The sequence below is a fragment of the Paenibacillus sp. XY044 genome, assembly GCF_002257645.1.
In the GTDB taxonomy this organism is placed as follows: domain Bacteria; phylum Bacillota; class Bacilli; order Paenibacillales; family Paenibacillaceae; genus Paenibacillus_AQ.
This window is the reverse complement of sequence record NZ_NQMO01000015.1, coordinates 26,824-52,575: the sequence shown is the minus strand read 5'-3', so window position 1 is coordinate 52,575 and position 25,752 is coordinate 26,824. Positions and strand designations below refer to the sequence as shown.

Annotated in this window: 23 protein-coding genes; 6 read left to right on the top strand and 17 right to left on the bottom strand. The window is 55.9% G+C overall.

All coding sequences use genetic code 11. The features are described from left to right. Window positions 1-95: 95 nt before the first annotated feature. A complete protein-coding gene (locus CJP46_RS33885) occupies window positions 96-530 on the bottom strand; it encodes a BrxA/BrxB family bacilliredoxin (protein ID WP_094600025.1) in 435 nt (144 codons plus the stop codon). A 121-nt stretch (window positions 531-651) separates the two neighbouring features. Beyond that, window positions 652-2,247 carry an ATP-binding protein gene (locus CJP46_RS33880; protein WP_256992656.1) on the bottom strand — a complete coding sequence of 532 codons (1,596 nt, stop codon included), beginning with the start codon at window positions 2,245-2,247 and terminating at the stop codon, window positions 652-654. Window positions 2,248-2,716: 469 nt separating this feature from the next. Here CJP46_RS33880 and CJP46_RS33875 point away from each other — a divergent pair, with 469 nt between their 5' ends. Beyond that, window positions 2,717-3,979: a BaiN/RdsA family NAD(P)/FAD-dependent oxidoreductase gene (locus CJP46_RS33875; protein ID WP_094600024.1), complete on the top strand. Its 1,263-nt coding sequence runs from the start codon at window positions 2,717-2,719 to the stop codon at window positions 3,977-3,979. After that, window positions 3,960-5,081, top strand: a complete 1,122-nt coding sequence (locus CJP46_RS33870; protein WP_306431115.1) for an NAD(P)H-dependent flavin oxidoreductase — start codon at window positions 3,960-3,962, stop codon at window positions 5,079-5,081. Before CJP46_RS33875 ends, CJP46_RS33870 begins: the two co-directional genes overlap by 20 nt. A 171-nt stretch (window positions 5,082-5,252) precedes the next feature. On the opposite strand, the gene CJP46_RS33865 is transcribed toward CJP46_RS33870, so the two are convergent. The 10 genes from CJP46_RS33865 to CJP46_RS33820 all read right to left on the bottom strand — a co-directional run bounded on the left by CJP46_RS33865 (window position 5,253) and on the right by CJP46_RS33820 (window position 15,355). Continuing rightward, window positions 5,253-6,518 carry an ABC transporter permease gene (locus tag CJP46_RS33865; RefSeq protein WP_179281441.1) on the bottom strand — a complete coding sequence of 422 codons (1,266 nt, stop codon included), beginning with the start codon at window positions 6,516-6,518 and terminating at the stop codon, window positions 5,253-5,255. A gap of 16 nt (window positions 6,519-6,534) precedes the next feature. Beyond that, window positions 6,535-7,245 carry an ABC transporter ATP-binding protein gene (locus CJP46_RS33860; protein WP_094600021.1) on the bottom strand — a complete coding sequence of 237 codons (711 nt, stop codon included), beginning with the start codon at window positions 7,243-7,245 and terminating at the stop codon, window positions 6,535-6,537. Between the two features lie 234 nt (window positions 7,246-7,479). Next, the gene (locus CJP46_RS33855; RefSeq protein ID WP_094600020.1) at window positions 7,480-8,493 is read right to left on the bottom strand and encodes a S66 family peptidase; all 1,014 of its coding nucleotides are present in this window, start codon (window positions 8,491-8,493) and stop codon (window positions 7,480-7,482) included. Window positions 8,494-8,670: 177 nt separating this feature from the next. Next, window positions 8,671-10,212, bottom strand: coding sequence for an MDR family MFS transporter (locus tag CJP46_RS33850; protein WP_256992655.1), 1,542 nt, complete (start codon window positions 10,210-10,212; stop codon window positions 8,671-8,673). 124 nt (window positions 10,213-10,336) lie between these two features. Next, window positions 10,337-11,890 carry an ABC transporter ATP-binding protein gene (locus CJP46_RS33845; protein ID WP_094600018.1) on the bottom strand — a complete coding sequence of 518 codons (1,554 nt, stop codon included), beginning with the start codon at window positions 11,888-11,890 and terminating at the stop codon, window positions 10,337-10,339. Then, window positions 11,871-12,425, bottom strand: coding sequence for an ECF transporter S component (locus CJP46_RS33840; RefSeq protein ID WP_094600086.1), 555 nt, complete (start codon window positions 12,423-12,425; stop codon window positions 11,871-11,873). The genes CJP46_RS33845 and CJP46_RS33840 overlap by 20 nt, the downstream gene beginning before the upstream one ends. Window positions 12,426-12,626: 201 nt before the next feature. Next, window positions 12,627-13,400 carry an energy-coupling factor transporter transmembrane component T family protein gene (locus CJP46_RS33835; RefSeq protein ID WP_094600017.1) on the bottom strand — a complete coding sequence of 258 codons (774 nt, stop codon included), beginning with the start codon at window positions 13,398-13,400 and terminating at the stop codon, window positions 12,627-12,629. 32 nt (window positions 13,401-13,432) lie between these two features. After that, entirely contained in the window at window positions 13,433-13,999 is a 567-nt protein-coding gene (locus CJP46_RS33830) for a GNAT family N-acetyltransferase (protein WP_094600016.1), read from the bottom strand. 181 nt (window positions 14,000-14,180) lie between these two features. Further along, entirely contained in the window at window positions 14,181-14,618 is a 438-nt protein-coding gene (locus CJP46_RS33825) for a disulfide oxidoreductase (protein WP_094600015.1), read from the bottom strand. 14 nt (window positions 14,619-14,632) lie between these two features. Then, complete coding sequence (locus CJP46_RS33820; RefSeq protein WP_256992654.1) at window positions 14,633-15,355, bottom strand: DsbA family protein; 723 nt, start codon at window positions 15,353-15,355, stop codon at window positions 14,633-14,635. Window positions 15,356-15,662: 307 nt separating this feature from the next. Between CJP46_RS33820 and CJP46_RS33815 the strand changes: the two genes are divergently transcribed. Continuing rightward, on the top strand, window positions 15,663-16,667 hold the full coding sequence (locus CJP46_RS33815; protein WP_094600014.1) for an alpha/beta hydrolase: 1,005 nt from the start codon (window positions 15,663-15,665) through the stop codon (window positions 16,665-16,667). A 112-nt stretch (window positions 16,668-16,779) separates the two neighbouring features. On the opposite strand, the gene CJP46_RS33810 is transcribed toward CJP46_RS33815, so the two are convergent. Beyond that, window positions 16,780-17,271: a hypothetical protein gene (locus tag CJP46_RS33810; RefSeq protein WP_094600013.1), complete on the bottom strand. Its 492-nt coding sequence runs from the start codon at window positions 17,269-17,271 to the stop codon at window positions 16,780-16,782. Window positions 17,272-17,342: 71 nt separating this feature from the next. After that, complete coding sequence (locus CJP46_RS33805; RefSeq protein WP_094600012.1) at window positions 17,343-17,651, bottom strand: hypothetical protein; 309 nt, start codon at window positions 17,649-17,651, stop codon at window positions 17,343-17,345. Window positions 17,652-17,898: 247 nt separating this feature from the next. Between CJP46_RS33805 and CJP46_RS33800 the strand changes: the two genes are divergently transcribed. The 3 genes from CJP46_RS33800 (at window position 17,899) to CJP46_RS33790 (ending at window position 20,737) form a co-directional block, all read left to right on the top strand. Then, on the top strand, window positions 17,899-18,378 hold the full coding sequence (locus tag CJP46_RS33800) for a GAF domain-containing protein (RefSeq protein WP_094600011.1): 480 nt from the start codon (window positions 17,899-17,901) through the stop codon (window positions 18,376-18,378). Between the two features lie 108 nt (window positions 18,379-18,486). Then, window positions 18,487-19,122, top strand: coding sequence for an RNA polymerase sigma factor (locus CJP46_RS33795; RefSeq protein ID WP_373558071.1), 636 nt, complete (start codon window positions 18,487-18,489; stop codon window positions 19,120-19,122). Next, window positions 19,070-20,737 (top strand): DUF4179 domain-containing protein, encoded by a 1,668-nt coding sequence (locus CJP46_RS33790; protein WP_094600009.1) that lies wholly within the window; start codon window positions 19,070-19,072, stop codon window positions 20,735-20,737. The genes CJP46_RS33795 and CJP46_RS33790 overlap by 53 nt, the downstream gene beginning before the upstream one ends. 127 nt (window positions 20,738-20,864) lie before the next feature. On the opposite strand, the gene CJP46_RS33785 is transcribed toward CJP46_RS33790, so the two are convergent. From CJP46_RS33785 to CJP46_RS33775, 3 genes are all read right to left on the bottom strand, one after another. Next, window positions 20,865-21,284: a TipAS antibiotic-recognition domain-containing protein gene (locus tag CJP46_RS33785; RefSeq protein WP_094600008.1), complete on the bottom strand. Its 420-nt coding sequence runs from the start codon at window positions 21,282-21,284 to the stop codon at window positions 20,865-20,867. A 169-nt stretch (window positions 21,285-21,453) separates the two neighbouring features. Then, window positions 21,454-23,451, bottom strand: coding sequence for an endonuclease MutS2 (locus CJP46_RS33780; protein WP_094600007.1), 1,998 nt, complete (start codon window positions 23,449-23,451; stop codon window positions 21,454-21,456). Between the two features lie 488 nt (window positions 23,452-23,939). After that, window positions 23,940-25,637, bottom strand: a complete 1,698-nt coding sequence (locus CJP46_RS33775) for a glycoside hydrolase family 13 protein (RefSeq protein WP_094600006.1) — start codon at window positions 25,635-25,637, stop codon at window positions 23,940-23,942. Window positions 25,638-25,752: the final 115 nt, after the last annotated feature.

Genomic DNA, 25,752 nt, shown 5'->3' with positions numbered 1-25,752 from the left:
GAATAGTCGGTTAAATACGGTGTGACTTCAAACACAAAAGCCCCGTACGTATCGGATGTCCGAATACCCGGGGCATTATGTACGCGGTGCGCCGATTAACGGCACACCCGGTCAAACGCTTCGATCAGATCGTCGGCAATTTCTTGAGCCGAGCGGTCTTCGATTTGGTGGCGTTCAATAAAATGAACAAGCTCCCCGTCCTTCATCAGGGCGATGGATGGAGAAGACGGCGGATACGGAGCGAAATACTCGCGTGCTTTGGCAGTCGCTTCCTTATCCTGTCCGGCAAATACCGTAAACAGATTGTCAGGCACAAGGTCATGCTGCAAAGCCTGGGCTACGCCGGGACGGCATTGGCCGGCGGCACAACCGCACACCGAGTTGACGACAACCAGCGTGGTTCCTTGCGCGTCCGGAAGGTGGGTCTCCACTTCTTCCGCCGTTCTAAGTTCCTTGATGCCGAGGCGCGTCAGTTCGTCACGCATCGGTTGGATCATATCCTTCATATATCTGTCAAAAGACATGGCCATTCCCTATCACTCCTTGGATACAAAATATCAATGGACAAGCTCATAACAACATCCGCTGTTAATACTCCTATTATACATCCATAAGGGTCGAAATCAAGAGAAGCGGCGGCCTATCGGGCCCTCAGATCATGCCTGCCCACGAATCCGTAACCGGGAACTGAATCATGAAAGCCGTTCCTTTTCCCTCCTCCGATTCCACCGATATTTTGCCGTGATGGCGCTCCACGATGCTGAGACAGAGAGCAAGACCAAGGCCGGTTCCTTTGGCTTTCGTCGTAAAAAACGGCTCAAACAGCCGCTCCTGCCTGCTCTTGGCGATCCCCATCCCCGTATCCTTGACGATCAGCTCCACAAAGGAGTCGTTCAGCCTCGTCTCGATCGTCAGCTGTCCTTTTTCCTCCATGGCTTCCATGCCGTTCCGCGACAGGTTCAGCACCAGCTGCTTGATTTCCTTGGCGTTCAGGCTCAGTTCCGGGACCCTCTCGTCCAGAATCAGCTCGATCGTCTGTCCGCGCAAATTCGCGTCCGCCCACAGCAGCGGGCTCAAATCGTTAATAATATTATGCAGATGCCATTGTTCTTTCTCAGCGATACGGTTTTGGGCAAGGGACAAAAAGTCGTTGATAATGCCGTTCGCCCGGTCCAGTTCCTCCATGACGATCCGGTAGTAATGGTCGAGCGCTTCCGGACTCTTCTCCTTCATAAGTTGAAGAAAGCCCCGTACGACGGCCATGGGATTGCGTATTTCATGGGTAATGCTGGCTGCCATCTGGCCGACAAGGCTGAGCCTTTCAACATTCTCCAGCTCGCTTCGCAGCCTCGCCAGTTCGGTCACGTCCTGAAAAGCAAGGACCGCTCCGATGATGGCACCTGTATGTGTATTCGTTAATGGTGATGTGCTTATGTAGTAGTTATTCGTTCCGATGCGGATCAGCTCATTGCCCAGTTTCTTGCCCTGAAGCGCCTGAACGATCCGGTAGCTGATGTAGTCCTGACCCATAATATCCACAAACATCGTGACGGGATAGCCGAGCACGTCCCGCTTGGAGAGCTCGGGGTACTTGGTCTTCACCAGGCTCATCATCGTATCATTTATGCTTGTAATATTGCCGTCATGGTCGACCGAAACCATCGAAATGGGCGTGGCATCGATGACCTGCTGCAGCTTCTCCTCTTCCCTGAGATATTTCTCAGAGATGCCCATAACCTGCTCCTTCAACCGCAGCTTCTCCAGAGCAAATTCAATCATATACAACAAGGTACCCCCGGTGAACATACTGGTTAATATATAGAAGAGAACGATCAGCACCAGCCCTGCATTGGATAAATTCAGGTTGGGAGATTCAATAATCGGGGCGGACGTGATCAATAGCATGGCAGGTAAAAGGCACAGCCACAGCTTGTTGATCTTCTCCGTGAGCGGCCCTTTCCGGAACTTGGGGGACAGCCAAATCAGAAGAGGGTAAAGCGGTAAACCGGTATGCAGAAATAATCCAAGAACCGTCCAATTGGGATTAAATATGAAGTCGCACAGAAGGCACAGCCCCGCCAGCGGCAGACCCGTCTTATATCCTCCATACAGCATCCCGATAAACAGCGGCAGAATGCCCAGGTTTAATGGAATGTAGTTAAAAATGGAGGAGGAAAACAACGAGCACAGCACAATCGTCAGCGCGCTGGACAAAATAATGACAAGATCAAAATCCATTGCTTCCATTCGCTTTCTACGCCTAAAAACCCGGACATATTTGTCCAGTCCCAATGGGAAGAGAAAAGCGAAGGAACCGGCCATAAGTACCTGTGTTATAATGTTTTTCAGTGCATAAATAATCGCCAATCCCTCCTCCCCGCCAGGGCAGGTATGTGTAGTTCCCAACACGAATCTGAGTTATTGCAGCTGGTTCTTCTTGCCGTTCGAGCGAAGTATAAGCGGCAGCTAAAGTTTTTGGGATCGGTCCTTTGCGCTTGTTGGCAGCCAAGGTGATCGGCACAAAAACCGGAACGATTCATTACAGGTTTAACGGACTACAGGGAATAGGAAGATGTTACCGCTGTTTTTTGCGAAAGACGATTTCCTTTTGATTAAAGCACAGCCAACACGATATTACAATATATCCTGATATATCCTAAAAAAGGACACACGAAACAGCAAAACAGACTGTCGCAAAAATAAAGGAGAATAATCAGTGAACCGATATGACGTAATTGTTGCCGGGGGCGGATCCGCGGGTCTAATGGCATGTGTCTCGGCCGCCCGGCATGGGGCATCTGTCCTGCTTTTAGACAAAGGAAATAAACTGGGACGCAAACTCGGAATTTCCGGTGGCGGCCGCTGCAACGTAACCAATGCCAAAGAAACCGATGAGCTGATCGCCCATATTCCGGGCAACGGCCGTTTTTTATACAGCGCGTTCCAGCATTTTAACAACCGGGATATTATGAACTTTTTCGAAGGACTCGGCATTGCCTTGAAGGAAGAGGACAACGGACGGATGTTTCCGGTATCCGACAAAGCCGCCAGCGTCGTTGGCGCTCTCATTCAGGAGGTGAAGAAGCTCGGCGTGGAGATCAAAACCGACAGCCCGATTGCTGAAGTGCTCTATGAGGATGGAAGAACGGCAGGCGTGCGTTTAAAATCCGGGCATATATACAGAGCCACTTCCGTTATTGTCGCCACCGGCGGCAAATCCGTTCCCCATACCGGATCCACCGGCGACGGTTACCCTTGGGCGGAAGCCGCTGGCCATACGATTACCGAGCTGTACCCCACCGAAGTCCCCATCGTTTCCCACGAAAAGTGGATCCAGTCCAAGGAGCTTCAGGGACTCTCCCTGCGGGACGTGGAGCTCTCCGTATGGAATCCCAAAGGTAAAAAAGTGATCGGGCACCGCGGGGATATGATCTTTACCCATTTTGGCGTATCCGGCCCGATCGCCCTGCGCTGCAGCCAATTTCTGCGTCAGGTCAAAAATAAGTTCCATACGCCGGACGTCGAAATGGCCATCGACCTATTCCCGGACCTGGACGTTTCGTCACTCGACAAGCTGCTGAGGGACAAGCTGGCGACCGAGCCGAAAAAGGCGATCCGAAATGTGCTCAAAGGTCAGGTTGCGGAGCGGCTGCTTCCGCTGCTGTTCGATAAATCCCAACTGGACGGGGACGCCACTTACGACCATCTGCCCAAGCAGCAGTGGGGGGATTTTGTCGCTTGCCTGAAGCAGTTCCGCTTCCGTGCCGTCGGCACCAAATCGATAGAGGAGGCGTTTGTCACCGGCGGAGGCGTCAACCTGAAGGAGATCAACCCGAAGACGATGGAATCGAAGCTGATGCCGGGGCTGTTTTTCTGCGGCGAAGTGCTCGACATCCACGGATATACCGGCGGCTACAACATTACGGCTGCTTTTTCGACAGGCTACACCGCGGGCAAGCATGCGGCGGAGTATATTTAAGAAATCCAATCGCGAGGTGATCGGCATGAAGCTTAAACTGGATAATGATCTTTGCCGGCAATTCGGCATTCGTTACCCTGTCTTCCAGGCAGGCATGGCCGGCGGCCCCACCACGCCTGAACTCGTAGCCGCCGTATCGAAGGCCGGCGGTCTCGGCACGCTGGGGGCGGCCTATATGGAGCCAGCGGCGATTCGTGCAGCGATCGCAGACATCCGCGGGCGGACAAGCGCCCCGTTTGCGGTCAATCTGTTCACCGCCTCGATGGAGGACGACAATCGCCGGACCGCCGAGGTCCAGCGCACGCTCGACTCCATTCGGGACGAGCTGGGATTGCCGCCAGCCTCTCCCCAGGCGGTTCAAACGCCGGATCACTTTGAGCGGCAGTTCGCCGAAGTGCTCGAAGCCGGCGTTCCCGTCATCAGCACCGCCTTTGGCGTGCTGTCCCCGCGGTATATGGAGCTGGCCAAGTCGGCCGGCATGAAGGTGGTCGCCATGGCGACCACCTTGCAGGAGGCGCAGGAAGCCGAGCGTGCCGGCTGCGATGCGGTCGTGGCCCAGGGAAGCGAGGCCGGCGGCCACCGTGGCACATTCAACACCGATGATCGACCTATGGGGGCGAACATCGGAACCTTCGCCCTCGTGCCGCAGATCGCCGACCGGGTGTCCATCCCGGTCATCGCCGCCGGCGGCATCATGGACGGACGCGGCATGGTCGCCGCCATGGTTCTGGGAGCGCAGGCGGTCCAAATGGGCACCCGCTTCCTGACGGCGACCGAATCCGGTGCGCATCCCGCCTATCAGGCGGCGCTGCTTGCCAGCACCGAAGAAAGCACGGTGCTGACCAAGGCCTTCTCGGGCCGGCCGGCCCGGGGCATCGCCAACGCCTTCGTCCGGAAGTGGGACCAGACCGGCGTGGAGCCGCTCCCGTTCCCGACGCAGAACACGGCGACCCGGGATATCCGGAGCGCGGCCGCCCGGCAGAATCAAGCCGGCTATATGTCGCTGTGGGCCGGACAAGCGACAAGAATGCTGAAACCGGGCCAGAGCGCCGCAGACATCATGGAGGAGACAGTCCGGCAGGCGCTCGAAATATTGGAATAATCAAATCGTGACGGCAAACAAAAAAACGCCTGGATCCTAGATCCGGCGTTTTACTTTTAGATTATAGAATTCATAAATTTTCAGCGGAGCTGAACCATTCTATAATCGCAAGAAAAACTTCCGCTAAACGCGGTCTGTCTTCTGTGGATGTACATCGATATACATTTCTTCTTATATTTTTCGCAGCATCATCCACTGAAGCAGGGTGACCGTGACCCACGAAACGGCAAGAGCAAGCGGGATCAGCGCGACCGCCGCCGTCCAGACCGGCAGCAGCGTGAACAGCAGCAGCCCTGCCGTCACGAGCGCATAAGGCGCGAGCAGCATCCGAACGGCCTTCTTCATGGCGCTCAGCTTCACTTCGTCCGCCCAGGGGAGCATAGCAACAAAGCCTTCTTTCATAAAGGCCGCTGCGTTCAAGTACAGCCAGTAAGCCAGCAGCAGATGAAGTGCGGCGTAGACCAGAATCTTCACCCCAGGGGGCAGCGTCAGCAGAATGGCCGCGCTGAGCGACAGCACCTGCGCATATCCTTTAAGCTGCTTCGTCTGGCGCACATACGCCTTAACGCATGCCCCGGCCAGACGATGGACCGGCGTTTTTGATCGAAATAGGCGCTGGGACCGGCGGAAGATCCATGGGGTGCTGCGAATTTTCCGCGGCTTGTCCATGGTGCTGCTCAGCACGAGTCCGGTCAGCTTGGTCCGCTGAACCAGCTCTTCCTGGATATCGTTCATAAACGTTCCGCGAATCCTCATCCGCACCAGGAGACACAGCACATTGATCACCACCAGCAGGACGGAGGCGGCAGCCAGCAAAGACGGCGCATCTATCCACCATACCGACAGCACGACATAGGCCGCGGCCGGAAGCCCTGCCATGGGCAGGTACAGCAGCCATCTCCGCCAACCGTGTGCCCGGATTCGCGCGAAATGCTTCAGCCAGAGCATCAGGCCGCCGGCCGTCACCGTGAAGAGAAACCAGTACCCGGCGGCGTCCAGGCTGATCCCGTACCTGCGGACCATAAAGGGAAGCACCAGCAGAAAGCCCGCTCCCGCCTTCAAAGCCGTAGCGATCATGCTGTAGATGCCTCCCCTCAGCATCAGTCCGCGCAGCCATCTTGCGCGCTGATGAATGAAGAGCACGTCCGCCTCACGGATCATGAGAAACATTTTGCCGGCCGACAGCCACAATAACAGAAATACAGGAATGGCGCCGAATATCAAATGGCTGCTCCACTGCGGGAGCGGCTCCTTCCATAAGCCGTAATACAGCCGTCCCCCAAGCAGCGCGCCCGGAATCAGCATATACAAAAGCACCGTCCAGTCCGCCACCGACCGGATGACGGCAATCATTTCCTTCCAATGAGTCCGGAGCCGGTGCCAAAACAACCGCCCGGGGGTAGGATAGGCATAACCGGTATTCCGTGAATCCGCCATATTCATCTCCTCTCCATCAGGTCAAGGCATCAAAGCAGTCGAACAACGAGGCGTCCGGCAGGCCGGCCGTCCTCCGGATGTCCGTCAGGTTCCCCTTGGCCACCATCCGCCCGCCAGAGATCATGACGAAAGCATCGCAGATCCGCTCGGCCGTATCCAGCACGTGGGTGGACATCAGCACGCCGGCGCCCCTCCCCCGCTCCTCCTCCAGGAGACGCAGGAAGTCCTTGGTCGCCCGCGGATCCAGGCCGATGAAGGGCTCGTCCACGATATAAATATCGGGTTTCGCCAGAAACCCGAGCATCAGCATCATTTTCTGCTTCATCCCTTTGGAGAAACCAGCCGGCTGCTGATGCTTCACCCCGCTCATCCCGAACTGGGCCAGCAGCTCCTCCGCATGGCGTACGAAAGCTTCATATTCCAACTCATAAGCGGCCGCAGCCAAATCGAGATGCTCCCAGAGCGTCAAATCGTCGTAAAACACCGGCTGCTCGGGGATATAGGCATACCGCCCGCTCTCCCCTCCGATCGTTGCGGACGCCTTGGCGTACTTCAGCAGGCCGAGCAGCGTCTTCAGCGTCGTGCTTTTTCCGGCACCGTTCGGACCAATGACGCCCAGAAGCTCGCCAGGCGCCACTTGAAAAGAAACGTCCCAAATGCGCGGCTGTCCTTCTTCATATCCCGCTTCCTCGATACGTACATCGAGTACAGGCAGCAAAGGCTCCATAATCCACCTCCCGCAAAAATAATCCGTTTCATCCATAGAGCTTATGTATATTTAAAGATTGAGCGAGCCGGACCCCGTCCCTCGCCGTTACATGAAGCCGTCGGCCTCCCCAAAATACCGCATGGGATCGGGCCCGCTCCGCGTCCCCATCCCATATCATAATTTAACTATATGAAAAGTTCATCGGATAATCCATACGTCCCGGGGCTGAGATATACCTACGTCCGTTGCAGATTATTTAAAATACTGGACCAGCGTTCCTCCGCCGCCCTCCGCCTTCACTTCAGCATAAGCCCCGTTCACCAGCGTCATTTGCGGCGGCACGTGACCGCAGTCGATATCGTAAATGACCGGTATGCCGAGTTCTTCCGACAACTCCAGGTACACATCCTCCACCGTGTATCCTTCCATCGGACGGTTTGCCGCACTCCGGCCGAACATCAGCCCGGAGCAGCCTTCGAACCAGCCGGCATACCTCATCTGAACAAGAGACCTGCGCAGATCGGTTGTGTTCAGCTCGCAGTTCTCCAAATACCAGAGAAGGGGTTCGCCCGGAATATGGCGCTCCCGGAATTTCCGCACATCCCCGTAAGGCGTACCAATCAAATGGCGGATGACGTCAACGCATCCCCCGAGCAGCCGCCCCTGTATCGACACCGGTTCACCCGAAACCGTCTTCCAAACCGTTGGCTCCGTCAGATGGAATACGCAAGGACTCGGATCGTCGTGCCGCCATTCCTTCTGGTATTTGGCTGATGCCTGCTGCGGAATCCGGTCACCCGTCTTGGCCGTCAGCACGGTCTCCCACATGGCCGAGGTGTCATCCGAATACGTCCCTCGCAGGTCGACGAAATTGAGCCCGTGAGCGGTTGCAATTCCCGTCTTCAAGGTGATGGCCAGGAGGAGAACGCTGAGGTCCGAATAGCCGAGAATCCATTTCTGCGGCATGCGGTCAAAGTCCACCTGATCCAAAATTTCGATGAGCAGCTCGCCGCCCCACGGAGGAATAATCGCAGCGATTTGGGGATCCGCGAGCATCTCATTCAGTTCCCCGGCACGGACCTTGGCTGGGGCGGACTTGGCCTTGTGCTGCGTCCAGACCGTTTCGCCGACACGGATGCGGTAACCCTTCTCCTCCATCCGGCGGATAGCCATGCGGAACATGTCGTGCAAACTAGGCTCCACGCCCGAGGAGGGGGCTGTCACACCGATGACAGCCCCTTTCTTCATTTCCGGATATTGAATCACTGCCGCATCCCCCCACAAGATTTTCCCCTATCTTACTAGAAAAGGACGGCTGGAACAATGACGATATTACGGAACTGACGCGCCCCGAGTTTCCCTCCGGACACCTTGTTCACGAACAAAAAGCAAGGATTCTCCGGACATCCGAGAATCCTTGCTTCAGCAGCACCACGATGTGGTTTATCCATTCGCGCCTTCCCGAGCCCCTTCCCCCTCTTCCTCCGGATCAGCCGATGGAACTGTATTTCGAAGTCCGAGCACGATCAAGAGGCTCACTACGGCGATGACAGCCATCACGACATACAGGGAATGCAAGCTCCCCTCAAGAATATGCCTCAGCTCGTTCCACAACTCCTTCGGAAGCGATGCGCTTCCTTCCGGAGTCAACAGCTGGTTGACCTCTTCTTGGCTGACCCGCTCCAGTCCGGGAGTATCGGCGAGCCGCCCGGCCAGCGTCAAGTTGATCAGCGACCCGAAGACGGCAACGCCGACCGTCTGGCCCAGCGACCGGATAAAGGTATTCAGCGCCGTCGACGCGCCGCGAAGCGAGTAACCGACCGAAGACTGTGCAATAATCGTGAACACCGTGTTGGAATATCCAAATCCAAGGCCATAAATAAAGGTAAAAATCAATATCACATAATGCGGCGTCCCTTCGCCGATCCAGGCCAAGCCAAGAGCCCCGACCACGATGCCGGCCAGGCCGATCAGCGTCGTTTTCCGCGAACCGGCGGTCAGAATGAGCCGGCTTCCGGCTACGGAACCGAACAGCCAGCCGATCGACATCGGCGCCATCGTCAGCCCGGACATCGTGGCATTTTTCCCCATGACCCCTTGAATCCAGAGCGGCGTATACGTCGTGAGGCCGATCAGCAGCGCACTCGTGAGCATGGCGGCGACGGTTGACACCGAAATGTCACGGATCTTGAACAGCTTCAGCGGCAGCATCGGCTCCTTCGCCCGGGCCTCCACCACGATAAAGGATGCCAGGAAAATCAAGGCAAGAGCGATGCAGAGCACGATCCACACTGAAGACCACGCGAAAAACTGCCCGCCGGTCGCCAGCGCAAACAGCAGCGCCGTCATCCCCACCGTAAACGTTCCGGCACCTGCAAAATCGACATGCGTTTCGGTACGCTCCTGCCGCTGTTCGTGGAAATGGCGGGCGATCACCCACATGGACAGCAGCCCGAACGGCACGTTAAAGCCGAAAATCCAGCGCCAATTCAAATAGTCAACAAAGTATCCGCCGATTAACGGCCCGATCAGGGAGGCAATGCCCCAGACCGAGCTGATGAGTCCCTGGATTTTGGCGCGTTCTTCAATCCGGTACACGTCTCCGATAATCGTAAAGGTGACTGGAATGACCGCCCCGGCCCCGACGCCCTGAATCGCCCGGAACGCGATCAGCTGTCCCATGCTTTGCGAGAAGCCGCACAGCAGCGATCCCAGGACAAACAGCAGCGATCCGATTTGAAATACCGGTTTGCGGCCGTACAGGTCGCTGATTTTTCCGAATATCGGGGTGGATACGGCCATGGTCAGCAGGTAGGCGGTAAAAATCCAGCTGAGGAGCTTCATGCCGCCAAAGCTGCTGATGATGGCCGGACCGGCCGGACCCGTTACCGTGCCTTCAATGGCCGACAGGAATGTGGATACCAGGATTCCGGCCAGAATCCAGTTCCGGCTCTGCTTCCCCGGCAAATGTTCAGATCGATTCACGATGATTGTATCCTTTCTCCCACTTTGACAAAGTTTCCTTATAACGAAACGTATCCACCCAGTACATGAAAAATGGCCTCTGGCAAGAGACCGCTTTTCAGACTGGGCGGATTCATAAGGTTTATTATGATCTAACGCTTATTTTTTCTTGATTCCGGCTGAGCTGCCGGTAATCCTCTACGATTCCCTGATCGAGCCGGAGCACGAAGGAAGCATCCTCTTCCACCAGGCGGGGGTCGTGGGTAATCATGAGCAGGGCAGCTCCCGCAGCGGCGGCTCCCCGGCACAGCTTCAGCAGCCGCCGCGCCGCACGGTAATCGATGCCCGAGGTGGGCTCATCGAGAATGTAGAGCGCTTTCGGCTGGATCAGCTGGCCGATGACGCTGAGCAGCTTCTTCTCCCCCTTGCTGAGCAGATAAGGGGAGTCCTGACGACGCCCGCTCAGCCCGGCAGCCGCAAGCCATGCCTCGGCCGCTTCGGTCTGCTCAGGCGTCAGGTCAGCTTGCCGCCGGCGCCAGCCGCCTCGAACCCGCAGCCCGTACACGAGCTCATCCCACACGGTATGCTCCACGAATTGATGCTCCGGCTGCTGGAAGACGTATCCGATATCCCGGGCCAGCTGATGAACCGACATGCCGGATACGTCCCGGCCCTTCCAGTATACCGAATGGGAAGGAACCGGCAGCAGGCCCATCAGGAGCCGGGTGAGCGTCGTTTTGCCCGACCCGTTCTCACCGGTCAGCATCCCCCACGCTCCTGGATGCATCGCAAACGAGACGTCCCGGAGCGCTTCCTGCCCTCCGGGGTAAGTGTAGCTGAGGCTCCGGACCTCCAGCAGCGGTCCGGAAGCCGGGTCGCCGCCAGGGATATCGCCCCCTGGCGCCCTCTGTGCCGGCGCCGTCACCAGGCCGCCGGCTTCCGCTGCCCCCTCCCACGGGGGCAGCACGCCGAGCTGCGCCAGCCGATCCCGGCTGGTGCGCAGCAGCTCCTGCGGCGCTCCGTCCAGCAGGACTGCGCCGCCGTCCAGGACGATGACGCGCTCCGCGGCGCGCGCGGCATCGTCGAAGCGGCCGGACACCGTGACGACGGTCCGGCCATGGGCGTGCAGCCTGCGGCAGAGCTGCACGAACTGCGCTTGCGCCGCGGGGTCGAGGCTGGCGGATGCGTCGTCGAAGACGATCATCCGCGGAGCGAGCGACAGCACCGCGGCAATGGCGGTGCGCTGGCGCTGTCCGCCGGACAGCTCGCGCACCGGGGAGCGGCGGCGGGCGGTCAGACGGACCGCCGCCAGCGCTTCGGCCACGCGGGACTCGATCTCCGGCGGCGGTACGCGGAGATTCTCGGGACCGAACGCGGCCTCATCCTCGACAACGCCCCTCACCAGCTGGGCGTCGGGATCCTGAAACACGATGCCGGCGACCTTGGCGATCTCAGCGATCGGAGCCTCCGCCGGGTCAAGCGCGTCCAGCCGCACCTTCCCTTCCCGGCGGCCGCCTCCGCTCCGCGGAAGATATCCGCTCAGCAGCTGGCACAGAGTGGACTTGCCGCTGCCGCCCGGGCCGATCACCGCCGTAAACTGTCCGGCCGGAATCGTGAGCGACACGCCGCGGAGCGCAGGCTGCTCCACATCTTCATACCAATAGGAAAGTTCCGTCAGCTCAATGGAAGTTCCCTGCATCCGCAGAAGCCTTTCTGCCAATGGCAAAACGTTTAAGCAGTCCGCTTCGCTGAAGCATATCCCCAAGTACCTTGGTGAGCAGGCCGCACAGCACAATGCCGCTGATGATCCGCACGACCATCGTTACCGCCAGAACCTGAAAGCTCCAGGACGTATACCCGAACATGTTCGCCGCACAAATGAACCAGATCGGCACCATCGCACCGCCGACCAGCATCATCGCCCCGGCATTCCAGCGCTTGTACCGCATTAGAAAAAATACGCCTTCCGCCACAACCAGATAACACAGCGCCGCCACGATGCTCGCCGCGATCCCGTAGGTGTTGCCCACGAAGCATTGGATCGCGCCGCCGATTCCGTATGTAATCGCCGCTGTTCCCGGCTTGCGGATAATGTAATAGGCCAGCAGGCCGTACACCATGTACACGCCGACGATGGTGGAAGTCGCCACGGGGCCTCCCAGGCTGTTCAGCATTTTATTAATGTAAGATAAATAAAAGGTCAATACCGCGTTCGCTGTGGCCAGCATCGCCATCAGCACGATGTCCAGCGTGGTAAACGGGACAACACGTCTCTTTGATTGTGATAAAGTTTCCAACTCATGTCAACTCCTAATCAGGAAAATAGTGGGATTATCCCGCCTGTGGATGACTCGCATCGGCAGGTTCCCTGCGTCAAGGCCATGCCTCCCTGCTATTGTGCATGATCGGAAACGAAACGTCAACCTAAAAATAAATCACAGGTTAACAATATGGATATACCACCACAACGCCGCGGTGATCAGCACGACCCCAACCGCCATGATTTGCCCGGCTGCAGATGGCTTCTGCTCCCTTAGAAACGTCCGCTCAGGATAAGCGCCAAAGCCTTTAGCTTCCATTGCTCCCGCTGTCTGCTGAATCCGGCGCACGGCATTATGCAAAATAGCGGACACAAAAACCTTCCACCAGCCTAGGCGCTGCTTGATTCCCTTAGGGCGAGCCGCTCCCCTGACCTGATGGGCAGCCGAGATGCTTCTTCCTTCTTCTTCAAGCAAAGGCAAAAACGTGAGCGCCATCGAAATGCCGAAGGCAAACCGGTAAGGAACCTTCAGCCGCCGGGTTAACGCGGTGACGAGATCGCCGGGATCGGTTGTGACCATGAAGACAAAGGATGAAAGAAACACCGTAAATATGCGCAGCGTCACCGAACCGGCCGCATCGGCCCCCTCCGTCGTCACGTGCAGCACGCCGAACTGCCAGATTGTATGGCTGCCGGGTACGGTCAGCAGAGTCAGTACAAAATACGGAACCGCAAAACCAATCAGGAAGGCCATCGCTTTCCACTGCCTTTTCCAACTGATACCGCCTGCCGTTCGAGCCATGACCGCCGCTGCCAGAAGCAGCAGTGCCTGCCCAGCCGATGTGTGCAGACGCATCGTCAGCACGGCGATGCAGAACAGGACCACAAGCTTGCTGAGCGGATCGATCCGGTGCAGCGGCGAGCCTCCCCTTTGATACGATATGATCATCGTGTGATCGCTCCTCCTTGTTCTAATCTTTTTTATTCCGCCTGCTCCCACTCTTCGCGCAGCAGCGAATGGAGCAGCGCATCGTGAAATCCCGACGCCGTATGGCGGTACTGTCTCAGTCGGCCTTCGGCCGTGAATCCCAGGGACCCAAACAGCCGGACGGCCCGTTCATTCCGTGGATCGGTCAGCGCTTCAATCCGGTTGAGGCCCATGGTTCGGTAGCCGAACCCGAGCATCAGGCCGATCGCTTCGCGCATGTAGCCTTTCCCCCACTGGGGCCTCGCAAGCTCGCAGCCGATTTCCCCCCGGTAGGCACCCTCCAGCTGCCACCAGTTAAAACCGCAGCTGCCGATGATCCCCGCCTCCGGCAGGAGAATTCCCCAGCGCAGCCCGTCCTCGGTAGCCGACAAACGGTTCAGCAGCCGGATGAGCTCCGCCGCCGCCGTTTCGTCCGGCAGGTCGGGAAGATCGGAGTACCTCCGCACCTCCTCGTCGTTCCAGCACGCATATAGCGCCTGGGCGTCGCCGTCCTGAAGCGGACGCAGCCGGATCCGCCACCCTTCAAGCTCGGGAATATGCCCGCTGCATTGATAGCTCATCCAAACGCCCCTTTCGTTTTCTCTGCAATATTATCAATGTACAACGCCTGCCCCCTGAAGCACAAGGGCGCCTCCGCTCCCGGTATCTTCCATTTGAACGCAAAAAGCACCCCGGCGCTAACCCTGGGTCCGTAAGGAGGGCTGCAGCCGAAGTGCTTGTCCGTCGCTGTATTTTTCGTGATTAATGCTGTGCTTCCGTTCTTCCCATCAGCAGAAATGCAATGATGAAAATAAAAGCGATCAATGCCAGAAGCGGGATCGTAATGAAGCCAAGCCAGTTCAAATAATCGAAATTGCAAGGAATGCCTACTTTGCATGGCAGTGCTTGGGCAAGCGCAGGAATCTTCTGCTCCGCATAATGATATATCGAGATGCAGCCGCCGATCGCGCTAAGGGTCACTGCATAAGGAATGATTTTACGATCATTTTTGTAGCTGGCGATCCCGAGCAGGATCACTTCCGGATACATGAATATCCGCTGGAACCAGCACAGTCTGCAGGGTTCGTAGTGCATCACTTCGCTTAAATACAGGCTGCTTCCCGTGGCGACAATGGACACGATCCAGGCAAAATACAGGCTATAGGGCTTGATGAACGCAATGAAACGGTTGCCTTCCATCCGAAAAACTCCCCTTACTTGTCGGTGTCAGCCGACTTTTTATCCAAGTAGCTCTTGAGTGCGGAGTAATCGAGCGTAACATTCTCCGCCACCTTTTCACCGTTCACGTACAGCGTTGGCGTGCTGTTCACCCCAAGCTTGGTGCCGGTAGCCATGTGGCTGTCCACTTCTTCCTGATACGTCTTCTCTTCGATATCCTTGCTGAGCTGATCGTAATCGACCTTGATGTCATTGTCGCGGGCCAGCTTCACCAGAACCTCCGGTGTAGCCCACTCGGTAGTCTCGTCCTGCTGGTTGTCGAAAAGCACATGGTAATACTTCCAAAATTCATCCTTGTTTTGATGGAACACCGATTGCGCGGCCAGTGCAGCCGTGTTGGAGTCGGCTTTCGGACTGATGATAAGGTAATTCATGAAATACAGGGCGGCTTTGCCGCTATCGATAAAATCTTTCTGCAGGCTCGGCTCGATATCCTGACTGAAGTACTGGCAGGCCGGACACTTGTAGTCACCCATTTCCACGATCTTGATCGGGGCGTCCGGGTTCCCAAGCACCGGAAGCGAGCTGTAATCAAACGATGCTTCCTTGGACTGCGGCCGAATAAATACCAACAGCAGGATCAGCACGACGATGCATGCACCTGTAATCCACATGATGTTCTTCATGCGTTTCTCCTGCGCTACCCGCTGGGCTTTGCGTTGGGCGACGGCGTTGACTTGCTTCTTCTTCGGTTTCACGAAGCCTGACGTCTCCTTTCTTGTGAACTAAAGCTGAGGCGCCTTGGCATTTAGGTCTTTAGTTCTTCCTTAATGTAAGTTACTTAACACTTCTTCTCTAGGTTATTCTAGCATCTCCCCCCGCCTATGACCAGAAAGAACCGCTTCCAAAACGGCTCGAATCGGGAATTGTTAAATAAATTGTAACAAAATCAATTACATGACACCATGTAGTGAGTTCTTTTTATGAAAAAAACATGAGTTGCCTGGAAAAGTTCCGGTGATACTACGTTTACTGGACTGTGCAAAAAGAAAGGGGGAACATCCTATGGAGTGGCAGACTGCCGTTATTGTCGTATTTGCTGCTGCCCTGGTGATGGTGGGAATTACGCGCTACGCTTTTCATCAAATGACGCAGATGAAGGCCCTCACTTACGAGCAGACCTTTCAAGCCATGGAGCAGGTGGGGCTGTTCAAGCAGGATTACTTTGAGTCGCTGCCCAAACAGGAGGTTCAAATTACGAGCTATGACGGCCTGAAACTAAGCGGCATGCTTGTGCCAAACCCGTCGGAATCTAACCGTTTTATTATTCTGGTCCATGGGTACACCGCCTCTCTACCGGCTTCCATTCCCTTTATGGATATCTTCCAGGAGGAAGGGTTTCACACGCTCTTGATCGACATGCGCCGGCACGGAAAAAGCGAAGGTAAATACACGACCTACGGGTTTCACGAAAAGCACGACATGGACTCATGGATCCGGTGGATTCGCACCACCTACGGCAGCGATGCGGTCATCGGACTGCACGGTATGTCGCTTGGAGGCGGAACCGTGCTCGAATACCTGTCCTTGCCTCAAACCGACGCATCCTTTGTGATCGCCGACTGCCCTTATTCCGATCTGACACGGCTGATGCATCATCAAATGCAGGCGCTGAACCGTATTCCCGCCGCCGTTTTTCTTCCGCTTGTCGACCGCAGGCTGCTCCGGAAAGCCGGCTTTACGCTCAATCAGGTCAGCCCTGTCCGTTCCGCCCGGTACAGTTCCGTTCCGGTCATGTTTATCCATGGTACGCAGGATCGCTATATCCCGACGGAGATGAGTGAAGAACTGTTCGCCGCCAAGGAGGGTATGAAACGGCTCCTTCTCGTTGAGGGAGCCTCCCATGGCAATGCGCTGGGGGTCAACCCCGAGCTGTATAAAAAAGCCGTGCAGGAATTTGTCCGAGACGTCATGGAAGGGGCCTCCCCTGCCCGGCAGCCGGAGCAGGTCGCGGAGCTTATGGAAGAGCCTGTACAGGCGGGGCTCCCCCAGCCGGAATTTAATATGTAAACGTTCCGCGAAAAGTTTGAAATTTCGCTATAACTAAAAGCCCCTTAGGCTCCGGACGCCTGTCCTTCGGACCAAGGGGCTTCTCCTATATTCATGAACATAAGGCTAGCCATTATCGCATCCAGTACTGCTTGCTCTCCTCTGCCGCAATGTCTTCCCGGATGCTCATTTTCTCCGCGTTGTAATGACTGATCGCCTGGTTTAATCCTTTCAGATCGAATACGGAGACGTCCAGCTCGCTGAGCGCATCCACGTCCGATCTCAGTCGGTCCCTTAGATCCGTCAGTCTGAGGATACGGGACTGCGCGAATTGACCGGCTCTTTCCTCCGTCAATTCCGAGGATTTTTCGGCGACCAAGGTGCCGTTGACTTTGACCAATTCATCCGACAGCGTATGCTTCAAACGACCGAGCCGGCGTTTCAGGCGGGCCCCGATCATGGCATACACGGCAAATCCGAACAAAAGAATCGCCAGCGCATAGGACAACCAGTACCAAGCTCCGTGCGCGCTGTGCTCTGCCTCAGCTTCGGGCAGCTCCGCTGCCAAGACCCGCTGCAACAGCACCGGGCTTGCCATCATAACAGAAATAAGCCATTTGTGCATAGTCAATCCCTCCATTCTAAGATGCGGTAACGATTCTGGGTGGCAGGAAGTTGATTTGCGGAGCCAGGGCGTTAAGCGCCGGTATTCGCGCCCTCCGTTTCTTCGAGCGGTGCCAGCACTTCCCCGCACAGCTTCTGGAGCATGACCTGAATTTCCTTAAACTCTCCGATTCCCGTTCCGGTCAAGCTGTATTCATCGCCGTGAGCCGTCAGAAAGTTCAATTCGGTCAGGCGCTCCAGCTGCTGCTTCACTTCCCGTTCCCCCACCTTGTAGCCGTGCGCCTCCAGCACGGGCTGCATATCACGGATGGTCAAATCATGGTGATGGGCATGGTAAAGCATATGGATACTCATAAATAAATTTTGTACGTCTGCACGCATAGATTCCTCTCCTTCCGGCTAACGCCTGGTAAAAATGAGCCTGTCATTACCATTGTTTACCCCTCTTCCGTAGTCGGGAAACAATGGCCGTCCCGGTTAAACCGCGCCGAATGCCGGAAACAGCAGGCTTAACAGGAAATGATCTTTACTTTGACAGGAAGGAATTTTACTTGACGTGGAAGGAATTCCTGTATACTATCTTTTATAATTAACCAACGGTTAAAAGACAGAAAAGAGGTGGATCGTCATGTTTCAAGCCCTTCCCTACGAAGGAAACCGGAATGACCAATTTGCAACAGTTCTCGAGCAGCTTAAGTCGCTCATCCATAATGAGCCAAGCTCCATCGCCAATCTGGCCAACGCCTCAGCACTGCTGAACAGCTTCCTTCCTGACATAAATTGGGTCGGTTTCTATCTTCATGATGGAACTGAGCTTGTTCTCGGACCGTTTCAAGGCCTCCCTGCCTGCATTCGCATTCCCATGGGCAAAGGGGTATGCGGTACAGCGGCAGCCGAGCAGAGAACGATTGTGGTCGATGACGTGCATGAGTTTCCCGGGCATATCGCTTGCGATGCCGCCTCGAACAGTGAAATCGTCGTTCCGCTTATCCAAGGCGAGCGCCTGATCGGCGTACTCGATATCGACAGCCCGCTGAAAGGGCGGTTTGACCAAGATGAGCGGCAGTTTCTCGAGCAGTTTGCCGGCATTTTAACGGCACAGCTGTAATACAAGAATCCTAAGAAAGAAGCGGTCTTCTGCTTATCATGCGGAAGACCGCTTTTTTCCATTCCTGCATGATAAGATAATGAACGAAAATACGGCGTTGTTTGTCTTATGGGCAAATGGAGCAACGCCGGCCGGCATCGGTTCCATGGAATACTGCAAGTCAAGGAAGGTGAAACAATGACGGACAAAGAGCTGTTCGAGACCTTTAACCAGGATGTCTACAGCTTTTGCTATTATATGATGCAGCGCAGGGAGGACGCCGAGGACCTCTGCCAGGAGACGTTTATCCGGGCGCTGCTCGCGGACCGGAGCTCTATTCAGGACGTCCGGCGCTGGCTCATTCAAATTGCGGCCAATCTGTGTAAAAACTCGCTCCGCCGCTCAAAGGCAGGCGTCATCAAGGAGAAGCTCTTTTCCTATCGCCAGCTGGCTGCTCCCTCGCATTCGGTCGAGGAAACCGTCGAAGGACGGGAATTGGCCCTGGAGCTGTCCGGGCTGTATGGGCGGCTTCCCGCCAACATCCGGATGGTCATGATTCTCCGTTACATTAACGGACTGACCCAGCAGGAGATCGCCGACATGATCCGCGTTCCTTTGGGAACCGTCAAATCCAGAATCAATAAGGGGCTATCGCTGATGAGAAAGTATATCGCAAAGCACTCATCCCCCCTCATGAAAGGAGAGAACGACGATGAATCGATTCAGCTTGGAACAGGTGGAACGGGCCATTTCACGAAAGCCTGAGCCCGCTCCCGACTTTGAGGTGATGTGGAATGCCATCGAGGAAGAAGTCGGAAAACGGCGCGGAGTACTGCCATCTGCTGCGAAAAGGTCATCGGCGACCCGCAAGTGGGTTCCAGCGGCCGCTTCCGCTGCGGTCTTCCTGGTGGTTGCGGTTCCCGTGTTTGCAGCCATAAACCCCAATTGGGATTTTTGGGGACGGTCGGGCGTGAACAATGCCATTCAGCACGGCTTTGGCGAGCCGCTGAATTTAAGTGCCCGGCAGTCGGGCGCCACGATGAAGCTGCACGGCGTCGTGACCGATGGCGAGCAGATGGATGTGCTCTTTACCATGCAAGTCCCGGGCCTGCCGGAATATGACGCCGTCGATTTCGAATCCGTCTCCCTGTCCGATTCCAAGGGGAAAGGCGCCGAGCCATACGTTCTGGTACAACGCGATGAAACGAAAGACACTCTGAAAGGAATGTTCGAGCTGCAGGATGAGCTGCAAAAATCGAAACAGAGCATGCACTTAGACGCCAGCAACCTGGTCTTCTTCCAGTACGACGATCAGCCTCTTGCGGGAGATATAGCCGAAGGCTCTACATTAGCCCCATCGCCGTCTGCCGGCGACTACGCGGCCGTGACCATCCAATCGATCGTCCGGAAAAACGATCAGTTGACCATTCGGTACGCCCTGACGTCACCGCTTGAGGATCCCGGCAATCTGGACCCCCACCTGGTGATCACCTCCGGTTCCCAGACGTATCAAAGCGTGTCCCGGGCGGTCCTGCCTCCGGACGGCAACGATTTGTTATGCCAATCGACCTTCACCATTCCGGAACAAGCCTGGAAGGGGGCGAAGCTTCACCTGACCTATTTGCAGGAAGTCAAGAGAGTAGCGGGTACCTGGGCTTTTGACTTCAACGCAGACGGCAACAAGGCCAGCGAAGCCATTTACAGCAAACCGTTGGCGGCAAATGACGAGCAAACTGCAAACATCAACTACAACCTGAAACAGCTGATCATCACGCCGCTTCAGATCAAAGTTCCGTATAGAGCAGCATCAGATGATTGGACTCAAGGCGTGAGGCACTTCAATAAGGTAAGCCTTCAGCTTGGAGATCGACGCATTGAAGGCGGGGATTACCATACCGGAGTATACGAGAAGGTGCCCTTCAAGGAATATTTGAATGAAGGATACCTGCGCTTTGAGTCGCCCACATGGTTCAAAGACTGGTCAGGGGAGCCGATGAAGCTCCTGTTCTCAGATTTGGAGATCACAAAAAGGGATCTTTCGAAGCATTGGTATGATTTAGCCGCCCCGACCCCTGCCGAGCAGCAGGTACAGATGAATCTGGACGGACGGAAGGTCACGTTTACCTATTATTTGAAAGGCAGTCAGCTGGTCGTGAAGTCTTCATCCGAGGATCCAACGTTTAAAGGGGTGTCGCAATCGGTGCTGCGCGTTAATGGGAAAGGAGTTCTCCCGGACTACGCCCCTTCGCCGCCTTCCTCTGGACCGTTTACGAAAGTGGAGACCTACTCGAATATTCCGGATGGAGCGGTGCTGCAGCTGAACCCCGGCATTTACATGCTGCTCGAGCCGGACCAGACAGCCGGGGTGGTCATCAATTAGAATCTTTGGCTAAGTTCTCCGGATCCGGCATCATGAAATGAACGAAAAGCCCTCAAATGCAGGCAACAAGCCCGCCCGGCCGTAATTCGGCCAGGCGGGCTTGATCTGTTCACCTTTTTACATATACCTACTTCAACTCGCGCTCTGCGAATATTTTCATCCCGTCCCGCAAAAAAACGGGAAGCTGCGGATGATAAACCGTAAACAGCTGCTTGTGATCGGTCTGGTCCACATACAAATTTCCCAGTTCGATATACACGATAGCCGACGGCGTATAATAATGGCTCATCCATTCATAGTGCCGGCGGATCATCTGCTGGACCGGCGGATCGCCCGGATGAAAGCCCTCCTCGATCGCCGCCTTTAAATCCCGGCTAATCTGATCGATTTCCCGCTGGGACCGCAGGTAGTCTTCTTTGGTCCACAGCTGCATTTTTTCCTTGCTCACCTGCGCTTCGAATTCGCCTCCCTGCTGGGCCAGCACATCCTGCTCGGTTTCATTGGATCCGGCCGGGTTTATGTCCCGGCCTCTGTTGTCTGGTTCCATCGTTTCTCCCTCCACTTGACTTTCTGATCTATGTCTTTTTGCCGCATGGTCTTCTCGATTGATGTCAGGTCTTGTCTTGTCACCATCCAATTACCCGTTTTGCAGGAATTTAACCGCCGCCGGAAGGGCATTATGCCATAATTTTCAACATTTTTTCACCGTTTCCGATTCAGGGCTTCGAGTCGGGCTCGCGAATGATGGACAGTCCCTCGACATGCTTGCGCTGCATCAGCTTGCTCTTCTTCCGGTCCTCCTTGGACTCGAAAATAATGTCGAAATCGTAGTCCTCCGGATATAGCTCGTTCTTCTCAATGAACAGCTTGAGCCGCTTCTGGTTGATCCGGATCTTCTCCTTCTGGATCATGACCCCTACCATGCCCATGGCATCCTCCGGTTCGTAGACGATGCCCGTTCGCCCATAGGAGCTGACATAGACAGCGTCCCCTACCTCAAGCTTACGCGCGGGTGCGGCCGATGCTTTCCCCTGATCGTCAGCCGCCGGATCCCGGTTCCCTTCCCCATTACTCTGATCGGTTTCAAGTGGATCGAGGGACTGAGCCGTCTCCTCACCCTGCGCAGCCTCTGCTTGAGCTGGGATTTGCGCCTCGGCTGCATCGTCCGGCTGCAGGACAGGCAGCGGCTTCTGCCGGTGCAAAATTTCCTGCGACCGCTCGATGATCCCCGCAGCCATCCCAAGCTTCGTGGCAATTTGAATCGCATAGCTCTGCCCCGCCTCCCCGATCGTCAGCCGGTAGAGCGGCTCCAGCGTCTCGACATCGAACTCCATCCGGGCGTTCTGGAAGCCCGGCGTCCGCGCCGCAAACGTCTTCAGCTCATTAAAATGCGTCGTGACCATGATCATCGCACCTCTGCGGCTGAGCTCCTCAAGAATCGCGATCGACAGGGACATCCCTTCCCCCGGATCCGTTCCGGCCGCCAGCTCGTCGATCAGCAGCAGGGTGTGGCGGTCCGCAGCATCCACCATCCCGATCAAACGCCGAATCTGGGCGGAAAAGGTGCTGAGCGACTGCTCGATGCTCTGTCCGTCCCCGATGGCCGACAGCACTTTGGTGAACACGGTGAACGTACTGCCCTCCTCCACTGGCACAAGCAGCCCTGACTGGACCATCAGGGTGAGCAGCCCGAGCGTCTTGAGCGCCACCGTCTTGCCGCCGGTATTCGGTCCGGTAATAATCAGCGAGCGGTAACCGCTGCCCAGCTCCAGCCGCAGCGGAACCATCGTCTTCAGCATGAACGGATGCCGCGCTCCGTCCACCTGAATGCGCCCGCTGTCGCTCAGAAGAACGTTACGCCCGCCAAGCGTGCGGCTGTACTTCGCTTTGGCAAAAATAAAATCGTACGTCCCTGTAATCTCGATGTTCAGCAGCAGATCGGCTGAAGCCGATTCAAGCAGTCCGGTCAGCGCGCTCAGCACGATGCCTTCTTCCCGGGCCTCATCCGCCTCAAGCATGCCGAGCTCGCTTTGGAGATGGGCTACCTCCTCCGGCTCCACAAAGACGGTCTGCCCGCTGGTCGACTGGTCCAGCACCGAGCCCTTGATCGTTTTGTGGTACTCCCGCTTAACCGGAATGACGTACCGGCCGCCTCGGACGCTGACTAGGTTTTCCTGCAGAATCGAACCGTGTCTGGACAGGATCGCGGCGATCTTTTTCTGAATACGCTCCTTGACGATAGCGATTTTCTTGCGGACGCGTTCCAGGTTTTTGCTGGCCTGATCGTCCACCCGGCCAAACCGGATGCAGCGCTCGATTTCGCCCTTCAGCTTCGCCAGCTCCTGCATCGAGGAAGCATACGAGCTGATGCCCGGCGCGATGTCGCGCTTGCCGGCCATATACTTTCGCAGCTGCCCGCAGCTGTGCAGAAACGTATGAACCGCGGTAAAATCCTGCTCGTCGAACAGGTACCCCGTATGCAGCAGGGAGACGATCCGGTCGATCCCTTCCAGGGACGGCAGCGGGACGCTGGCGCCTTTATCCAGTAGTAGCTTGGCTTCCGCCGTCTCATCCAGCGCCCTGCGCACCACTCCCGCCACGGTCAGCGGCTCCAATTCATCGATATGCCTGCGCCCTTCGTACGACACCGCATAGTCTCTTAATGCTTCCTTCATTTTGTCGTATTCCAACATGATCATTGTCGTTTGATCCATAACTTGTTTCATCCTCCTATTTCCGGTTTGTCTTCCTATGGCAACGCAAAAAGGGGCAGAGAATACGCGCGTGCGATTCCCTGCCCCTGGTCTGCCGGACTGCCTTTGTCTTCTGCCTCTGCGGTACGCAAAAAAACCGTGCTGCAAAGAGCACGGTCCTGTATGCCGAAGAGCCAGCCGCCCAAAAGGCGGCGGCCCGTATCCGGCATGACAACGGTGGAGCGGCCAGCGCTCACCGAGTCGGATCACAAAGGTTTCAAACAGTCCGCAAGGGATTGATCGTTTGATGCTTCGCGTGTTCTTAACTATTTCCAAGACGATACGCAGCAAAGAGACGCATGGAAAGAAAGGGTGCCCTTCGGGCATTCCTCGCCTGTCTTCGTTGCATACAGCCGATATGGAGTTTGATTAGTTAAGAACAACCACCGTCATCAAAATCTCTCCCTTGTTATAGGATGAGGTAAATTTACCAAGTTTGCGCCATGAAGTCAAGGGGCTGGCGTCATCATCAGGTATACCCTCGCTTCATACGGCCGCAGCTTCAAATTCCCGAGGTCCTCCTCCCCTTTGATCGGGTAGTTGGAGACTAGCAGCTGCTTGGCCTCCGGAACGAGCTCCGCCGGAAGCTTCAGTACCGGTTCGCCTCCGAAAAAGTTAAGGATGACCAGGAGACACTGCTCCTCCAGCGTCCGGGTATACACATACAGCTCTTTGTCGAGCGGAAGCAGCAGGTTGTATTCGCCGTACACGATGACTTCATGCTCTTTACGGAGCGCGATCAGCTTTTTATAGTAATGGAAAATCGAATTCGGATCTTTGATCGCATCCTCTACATTGATCAGCGGATAGTTCGAGTTCACCTCGATCCACGGCTTGCCCCGCGTAAAACCTGCATGCTCCCCGTTCGTCCACTGCATCGGCGTCCGGGCGTTGTCCCGGCTCTTCTTCCAAATCGCCTGCATGACCCTCTCTTCGGGCACGCCCTGATCCAGCTGCTCCTCATAGTAATTCAGCGTCTCGACGTCGCGGTAATCGTCGATCGAAGCGAAGGCGATGTTCGTCATACCGATTTCCTCGCCTTGATAAATATACGGCGTGCCTTCGAGCGTGTGCAGGAAGGTGGCCAGCATCTTCGCCGACTCCACCCGATATTTCTTGTCGTCTCCAAACCGGGACACCGATCTCGGCTGGTCATGGTTGCACCAATAATTCGCGTTCCAGCCCTTTTCGTGCAGCACCGTCTGCCACCCGCTGATGACCTTCTTCAGCTCCAGCAGGTTCCAGGGACGGATATCCCACTTGCCGGATCCGGAAGCTCCCGCATCGAGCTGCATATGCTCGAACTGAAATACCATGTTCAGCTCGTTGCGCGTGTCCCCGACATAGCTGAGCGCCTGCTCCGGACCCAGGCCCGACGTCTCCCCGACGGTCATGATGTCATAGTGGAACAGCACCCTTTCGAACAGATTGTTCAGCAGAGTGTGCACGTTTTCCAGGTTGGAAAACAGCTCATAGGCGCGCACCGTGGGCAGCTGGTCCGGGTTTGCCCCGTCCGGCAGGCCGACCGCTTTGACAATATGCGCGATCGCGTCAAAACGGAAGCCGTCCACGCCCTTTTTAAGCCACCATTCCACCATTTCGTGCATGCTGTCGATCACCTTCTGATTTTCCCAGTTCAGGTCCGGCTGGTGCTTGGAGTACAGATGGAGGTAATACTCACCTGTCTTATCGTCGTATTCCCAGACCGAGCCGCTGAAATAGGATTCCCAGTTGTTCGGCGGTTTTCCGTCTTTGCCTGTGCGCCATATATAGAAATCCCGTTTCGGATTATCCTTGCTGGAACGCGACTCGATAAACCATGGATGCTCGTCCGAGGTATGGTTCAGGACCAGATCCATCATAATTTTGAGACCGCGCGCATGCGCCTCCCGCAGCAGACGGTCAAATTCCTCCATCGTGCCGAACTCGTCCATAATGTCGCAGTAGTCGCTGATATCGTATCCGTTATCGTGATTGGGGGACTTATAGATCGGGCAGATCCAGATCACGTCGACACCCAGGTCCTTCAAGTAATCCAGTCTCGAGATAATGCCGAGCAGATCCCCCTTGCCGTCACCGTTCGTGTCGAGGAAGCTGATCGGATAGATTTGATAAACCACGGCTTCTTTCCACCATTTTTTGTTCATAACCTGCTCCTTACATGCTTCTTTTTGAGCCGGATATCCGGCTGTTGTTTACAAGATCGCGCGAACACTTTATAATTATTGTAAACCGATTTCCGGTTTCCCTTTCAGAATGAGA

Bases quoted from the DNA above. Each gene is read 5' to 3' on its own strand.
- CJP46_RS33885 (WP_094600025.1), bottom strand. From the start codon at position 530: ATGGCCATGTCTTTTGACAGATATATGAAGGATATGATCCAACCGATG.
- CJP46_RS33880 (WP_256992656.1), bottom strand. From the start codon at position 2,247: ATGGAAGCAATGGATTTTGATCTTGTCATTATTTTGTCCAGCGCGCTG.
- CJP46_RS33870 (WP_306431115.1), top strand. From the start codon at position 3,960: ATGCGGCGGAGTATATTTAAGAAATCCAATCGCGAGGTGATCGGCATG.
- CJP46_RS33865 (WP_179281441.1), bottom strand. From the start codon at position 6,518: ATGGCGGATTCACGGAATACCGGTTATGCCTATCCTACCCCCGGGCGG.
- CJP46_RS33860 (WP_094600021.1), bottom strand. From the start codon at position 7,245: ATGGAGCCTTTGCTGCCTGTACTCGATGTACGTATCGAGGAAGCGGGA.
- CJP46_RS33845 (WP_094600018.1), bottom strand. From the start codon at position 11,890: ATGCAGGGAACTTCCATTGAGCTGACGGAACTTTCCTATTGGTATGAA.
- CJP46_RS33840 (WP_094600086.1), bottom strand. From the start codon at position 12,425: ATGGCGATGCTGGCCACAGCGAACGCGGTATTGACCTTTTATTTATCT.
- CJP46_RS33835 (WP_094600017.1), bottom strand. From the start codon at position 13,400: ATGATCATATCGTATCAAAGGGGAGGCTCGCCGCTGCACCGGATCGAT.
- CJP46_RS33830 (WP_094600016.1), bottom strand. From the start codon at position 13,999: ATGAGCTATCAATGCAGCGGGCATATTCCCGAGCTTGAAGGGTGGCGG.
- CJP46_RS33825 (WP_094600015.1), bottom strand. From the start codon at position 14,618: ATGGAAGGCAACCGTTTCATTGCGTTCATCAAGCCCTATAGCCTGTAT.
- CJP46_RS33815 (WP_094600014.1), top strand. From the start codon at position 15,663: ATGGAGTGGCAGACTGCCGTTATTGTCGTATTTGCTGCTGCCCTGGTG.
- CJP46_RS33810 (WP_094600013.1), bottom strand. From the start codon at position 17,271: ATGCACAAATGGCTTATTTCTGTTATGATGGCAAGCCCGGTGCTGTTG.
- CJP46_RS33805 (WP_094600012.1), bottom strand. From the start codon at position 17,651: ATGCGTGCAGACGTACAAAATTTATTTATGAGTATCCATATGCTTTAC.
- CJP46_RS33800 (WP_094600011.1), top strand. From the start codon at position 17,899: ATGTTTCAAGCCCTTCCCTACGAAGGAAACCGGAATGACCAATTTGCA.
- CJP46_RS33795 (WP_373558071.1), top strand. From the start codon at position 18,487: ATGGGCAAATGGAGCAACGCCGGCCGGCATCGGTTCCATGGAATACTG.
- CJP46_RS33790 (WP_094600009.1), top strand. From the start codon at position 19,070: ATGAATCGATTCAGCTTGGAACAGGTGGAACGGGCCATTTCACGAAAG.
- CJP46_RS33785 (WP_094600008.1), bottom strand. From the start codon at position 21,284: ATGGAACCAGACAACAGAGGCCGGGACATAAACCCGGCCGGATCCAAT.
- CJP46_RS33780 (WP_094600007.1), bottom strand. From the start codon at position 23,451: ATGGATCAAACGACAATGATCATGTTGGAATACGACAAAATGAAGGAA.
- CJP46_RS33775 (WP_094600006.1), bottom strand. From the start codon at position 25,637: ATGAACAAAAAATGGTGGAAAGAAGCCGTGGTTTATCAAATCTATCCG.